The 6,000-nt window shown below is 65.3% G+C and carries 2 protein-coding genes; both read right to left on the bottom strand.

Features of this window, described 5'->3' with window-relative positions; genetic code table 11:
• Positions 1-26: 26 nt before the first annotated feature.
• On the bottom strand, positions 27-1,445 hold the full coding sequence (locus N7422_RS13110; protein ID WP_279806937.1) for an FAD-dependent oxidoreductase: 1,419 nt from the start codon (positions 1,443-1,445) through the stop codon (positions 27-29).
• Between the two features lie 106 nt (positions 1,446-1,551).
• Positions 1,552-5,997, bottom strand: coding sequence for a glutamate synthase large subunit (gene gltB / locus N7422_RS13105; RefSeq protein WP_279806936.1), 4,446 nt, complete (start codon positions 5,995-5,997; stop codon positions 1,552-1,554).
• Positions 5,998-6,000: the final 3 nt, after the last annotated feature.

Raw genomic sequence — 6,000 nt, 5'->3', positions numbered from 1 at the left:
GGCTGCGAAGCAGCCCCAACGATCAATCAGACTTCGAGATAGTCCAGGATCCCTTCGGCAGCGGTGCGACCCTCGAAAATGGCCGTCACCACCAGGTCCGAACCGCGCACCATGTCGCCACCGGCAAACACTTTCGGGTTGCTGGTCTGGTGCTTGAACTTGCCCTTCTCCGGTGCCACCACGCGGCCCTGGCTGTCCAGCTGGATGCCATGTTGCTCGAACCACGGCGCCGGGCTCGGGCGGAAGCCGAAGGCGATCACCACGGCGTCGGCCGGCAGGATCTCCTCGGAACCCGGAATCGGCTCGGGGCTGCGACGGCCACGGGCATCCGGCTCGCCGAGACGGGTCTCGACCACCTTCACGCCTTCGACCTTGTCCTCGCCGACGATGGCGATGGGCTGGCGGTTATAGAGGAACTTCACGCCCTCTTCCTTGGCGTTCTTCACCTCGCGGCGCGAACCCGGCATGTTGGCCTCGTCGCGGCGGTAGGCGCAGGTCACCGACTTGGCGCCCTGGCGAATCGAGGTCCGGTTGCAGTCCATCGCAGTGTCGCCACCACCGAGCACCACGACCTTCTTGCCCTGCATGTCGACGAAGTCTTCCGGCGATTTCTCGAAGCCGAGGTTGCGATTGACGTTGGCGATCAGGAAGTCCAGCGCGTCATGCACGCCCGGCAGGTCCTCGCCCGGGAAGCCGCCCTTCATGTAGGTGTAGGTGCCCATGCCCATGAACACCGCATCGTACTCGGCGAGCAGCTGTTCCAGGGTGATGTCCTTGCCCACCTCGGTGTTCAGGCGGAACTCGATGCCCATGCCGGTGAAGACTTCGCGGCGGTTGCTGAGCACGGTCTTTTCCAGCTTGAACTCGGGGATGCCGAAGGTCAGCAGGCCGCCGATTTCCGGGTTGCGGTCGAACACCACCGGGGTCACGCCCGCGCGCACCAGCACGTCGGCGCAGCCCAGGCCGGCCGGGCCGGCACCGATGATGGCGACGCGCTTGCCGGTGGGCTTGACCTTGGACATGTCCGGACGCCAGCCCATGGCGAAGGCCGTGTCGGTGATGTACTTCTCCACCGAGCCGATGGTCACCGCGCCGAAGCCGTCGTTCAGGGTGCAGGCACCTTCGCACAGACGGTCCTGCGGGCAAACGCGGCCGCACACTTCCGGCAGGGTGTTGGTCTGGTGCGACAGTTCCGCCGCGGCCAGGATGTTGCCTTCGGAGACCAGCTTCAACCAGTTGGGGATGAAGTTGTGCACCGGGCACTTCCACTCGCAATACGGGTTACCGCAGCCCAGGCAGCGATGTGCCTGCTCCACGGACTGCTGGGGCTTGAAGGGTTCGTAGATCTCGACGAACTCCTTCTTGCGCTGGCGCAGCAGTTTTTTCTTCGGGTCCTTGCGGCCCACTTCGATGAACTGGAAGTCGTTGCTCAGACGTTCAGCCATTTTTCAAAACCTCTTTACCGCAGTTGCCGGCTTCAGCCGCAAGCTGCAAGACGATCACTTGAGCCGGGCAAGCCCCGCGTACGGGGCCCGCCACTTGCAGCTGTTGTTACTGCGGGTTGGCGCGGGTGCTGGACAGCAGTTGCTTGAGGTTGGCCGCCTTGGGCTTGACCAGCCAGAAGCGCCGCACGTAGTCGTCCAGGTTCTCCGAGAGCTCACGCCCCCACTCGCTGCCGGTCTCGTCCACGTATTCGCCCAGGACCCGCGCCAGGTGGCTGCGATAGGCCTCCATCGCCTCACCACTGATGCGCTGGATTTCCACCAGCTCGTGGTTGAGTTTGTCGACGAAGGTGTTGTCCATGTCGAGCACGTAGGCGAAACCGCCGGTCATGCCAGAACCGAAGTTGTAACCGGTCTTGCCCAGGACGCAGACAAAGCCGCCGGTCATGTATTCACAGCAGTGATCGCCGGTGCCCTCGACCACGGCGTGGGCGCCAGAGTTACGCACAGCGAAACGCTCGCCCGCGGTGCCGGCGGCGAACAGCTTGCCGCCAGTCGCACCGTACAGGCAGGTGTTGCCGACGATGGCGCTGTGCTGGGTTTCGAACGGGCTGCCGGCTGGCGGCACGATGGTCACCTTGCCGCCGGTCATGCCCTTGCCGACGTAGTCGTTGGCGTCGCCCTCCAGGCGCAGGTTCAGGCCACCGGCGTTCCACACGCCGAAGCTCTGGCCCGCAGTGCCCTTGAAGCGGAAGGTGATCGGCTTGTCGGCCATGCCCTGGTTGCCGTACAGCCTGGCGATTTCGCCGGAGATACGGGCGCCGATGGAACGGTCGCAGTTGCAGATGTCGAGGTCGAACTCGCCACCGGCCTGGTCGCGGATCGCCGCCATGGCCATCTCGACCATCTTCTCGGCCAGCTCGCCCTTGTCGAACGGTGGGTTCTTGTCCACTTCGCAGAACTGCGGCTTGTCGGCGGGGATGTGCGAGCTGCCCAGCAGCGGGGTCAGGTCCAGGTACTGCTGGCGCTCGGTGTCGCCTGGCAGCACGTCGAGCAGGTCGGTACGACCGATCAGCTCGCCGAGGCTGCGCACGCCCAGCTTGGCCAGCCATTCACGGGTCTCTTCGGCGACGAAGGTGAAGAAGTTGATCACCATGTCGACCGTGCCGATGTAGTGGTCCTTGCGCAGCTTGTCGTTCTGGGTGGCTACGCCCGTGGCGCAGTTGTTCAGGTGGCAGATGCGCAGGTACTTGCAGCCCAGGGCGATCATCGGCGCGGTGCCGAAGCCGAAGCTCTCGGCGCCGAGGATAGCGGCCTTGATCACGTCCAGGCCGGTCTTCAGGCCGCCGTCGGTCTGTACCCGCACCTTGCCGCGCAGGTCGTTGCCGCGCAGGGTCTGGTGGGTTTCGGCCAGGCCCAGCTCCCACGGCGCGCCAGCGTACTTGATCGAGGTCAGCGGCGATGCGCCGGTGCCGCCGTCATAGCCGGAGATGGTGATCAGGTCGGCATAGGCCTTGGCCACGCCAGCGGCGATGGTGCCGACACCGGCCTCGGCGACCAGCTTGACCGACACCAGGGCCTGCGGGTTGACCTGCTTGAGGTCGTAGATCAGCTGGGCCAGGTCTTCGATCGAATAGATATCGTGGTGCGGGGGTGGCGAGATCAGGGTCACGCCCGGTACCGCGTAACGCAGCTTGGCGATCAGGCCGTTGACCTTGCCGCCCGGCAACTGGCCGCCCTCGCCGGGCTTGGCGCCCTGGGCCACCTTGATCTGCAGCACCTCGGCGTTGACCAGGTACTCCGGGGTCACGCCGAAGCGACCGGTGGCCACCTGCTTGATCTTCGAGCTCTTGAGGGTGCCGTAGCGGGCCGGGTCTTCGCCGCCCTCGCCGGAGTTGGAGCGGGCGCCCAGGCGGTTCATGGCCTCGGCCAAGGCTTCGTGGGCCTCTGGCGACAGCGCGCCCAGCGAAATGCCGGCGGAGTCGAAACGCTTGAGAATCGCCTCCAGTGGCTCGATCTCCTCCAGGGCCAGCGGCTGGTCGGCGACCTTGACCTTGAGCAGGTCGCGGATCATCGACACCGGGCGCTGGTCGACCAGCGTGGTGTACTCCTTGAACCTGGCGTAGTCGCCCTGCTGCACGGCGGCTTGCAGGGTGTTGACCACATCCGGGTTGTAGGCGTGGTATTCGCCACCGTGGACGAACTTGAGCAGCCCACCCTGCTGGATCGGCTTGCGCGCGCTCCAGGCTTCGGCCGCCAGCAGTTTCTGATCGCCTTCGAGGTCGACGAAGCGCGCACCCTTGATGCGGCTCGACACGCCCTTGAAGCTCAGCCCGACCACTTCCTCGGCCAGGCCCACGGCTTCGAACAGCTGGGCGCCACGGTACGAGGCGATGGTGGAGATGCCCATCTTCGACAGGATCTTCAGCAGGCCCTTGGAGATGCCCTTGCGGTAGTACTTGAACACTTCGTCCAGGTCGCCCAGCACCTCGCCGGTGCGGATCAGGTCGGCCAGCACTTCGTAGGCCAGGTACGGGTAGACGGCCGAGGCACCGAAGCCCAGCAGCACGGCGAAGTGGTGCGGGTCGCGGGCGGTGGCGGTCTCGACCAGGATGTTGCTGTCGCAGCGCAGGCCCTGCTCGGTCAGGCGGTGGTGCACCGCGCCGACGGCCAGCGAGGCATGTACCGGCAGCTTGCCCGGGGCGATGTAGCGGTCGCTCAGCACCAGCTGGGTCTTGCCGCCGCGCACGGCCTCCTCGGCCTGGTCGGCGATGTTGCGGATGGCCGCTTCCAGGCCGACGCTCTCTTCATAATTGAGGTCGATCAGCTGGCGGTCGAAACCTTCGCGTTCCAGGTTCATCAGCGAACGCCACTTGGCGGGCGAGATGACCGGCGAGCTGAGGATCACCCGCGAGGCATGCTCGGGGGATTCCTGGAAGATGTTGCGCTCGGCGCCCAGGCAGATTTCCAGGGACATGACGATCGCTTCACGCAGCGGGTCGATCGGCGGGTTGGTCACCTGGGCGAACTGCTGGCGGAAGAAGTCGTACGGCGAGCGCACGCGCTGGGACAGCACGGCCATCGGCGTATCGTCGCCCATCGAGCCGACCGCTTCCTGACCCTGCTCGCCAAGCGGACGCAGCACCTGATCACGCTCCTCGAAGGTGACCTGGAACATCTTCATGTACTGCTTGAGCTGGTCGGCGTCGTAGCTGGCCACGCCCTGGTCGTCGCTCAGGGTCGCCTGGATGCGCAGGGCGTGCTGACGCAGCCAGCGCTTGTACGGGTGGCGCGACTTGAGGCGGTTGTCGATGGCGTCGGTGTCGAGGATCTGACCGGTCTCGGTATCGACGGCGAAGATCTGGCCCGGACCGACTCGGCCCTTGGCGATGACATCTTCAGGCTTGTAGTCCCATACGCCGATTTCCGACGCGATGGTGATGTAGCCATTGCGGGTGGTGACCCAGCGCGCCGGGCGCAGGCCATTGCGGTCGAGCAGGCAGACCGCGTGGCGACCTTCGGTCATGACGATGCCGGCCGGACCGTCCCACGGCTCCATGTGCATGGAGTTGTACTCGTAGAAGGCGCGCAGGTCGGCGTCCATGGTCTCGACGTTCTGCCAGGCTGGCGGTACCAGCATGCGCACGCCACGGAACAGGTCGATGCCGCCGGTGACCATCAGCTCGAGCATGTTGTCCATGCTCGAGGAGTCGGAGCCGACGCGGTTGACCAGCGGACCGAGCTCTTCGAGGTCGGGGATCTGGTCGTTGGCGAACTTGGTGCGACGGGCCATGGCCCAGTTGCGGTTACCGGTGATGGTGTTGATCTCGCCGTTGTGGGCGAGGAAGCGGAAGGGCTGCGCCAGCGGCCACTTCGGCAGGGTGTTGGTGGAGAAGCGCTGGTGGAATACGCAGATCGCGGTCTGCAGGCGCTCGTCACCGAGGTCCGGATAGAACGCCGCGAGGTCGCGCGGCATCATCAGGCCTTTGTAGATGATGGTCTTGTGCGAAAAGCTGCAGATGTAGTGGTCGGCATCGTGGGCATTGGCCACGGACGAGCGGCGCCGGGCACTGAACAGCTTGATGGCGAACTCCTGGTCGCTCAGGCCTTCGCCGCCGATGAACACCTGCTCGATCTGCGGCAGGCGCTCCAGCGCCAGGCGGCCAAGCACGCGGGTATCGATCGGCACCTTGCGCCAGCCGACCAGCTTGAGGCCGGCGTTGACGATCTCGCGGTCCATGTTGGCGCGAGCGGCCTCGGCTTTGACCGGGTCCTGGTTGAAGAACACCATGCCGACCGCGTACTGCTTCGGCAGCTCGACGGCGAAGTGCTCCTGGGCCACGGCACGCAGGAATTGATCGGGCTTCTGCATCAGCAGACCGCAACCGTCGCCGGTCTTGCCATCGGCGTTGATGCCGCCGCGGTGGGTCATGCAGGTCAGCGCCTGCATGGCGGTTTGCAGAAGGTGGTGACTCGGTTCGCCCGTCATGTGGGCGATCAGGCCGAAACCACAGTTGTCCTTGAATTCTTCGGGATGGTACAGACCTGTTTTCATAGA

Origin of the sequence: Pseudomonas sp. GD04091, assembly GCF_029836165.1 — a bacterium.
Lineage (GTDB): Bacteria > Pseudomonadota > Gammaproteobacteria > Pseudomonadales > Pseudomonadaceae > Aquipseudomonas.
This window is presented reverse-complemented; position numbering and strand designations above follow the sequence as displayed.

Coding starts and splice junctions, on each gene's coding strand:
- gltB (WP_279806936.1), bottom strand. CDS start 5,997: ATGAAAACAGGTCTGTACCATCCCGAAGAATTCAAGGACAACTGTGGT.
- N7422_RS13110 (WP_279806937.1), bottom strand. CDS start 1,445: ATGGCTGAACGTCTGAGCAACGACTTCCAGTTCATCGAAGTGGGCCGC.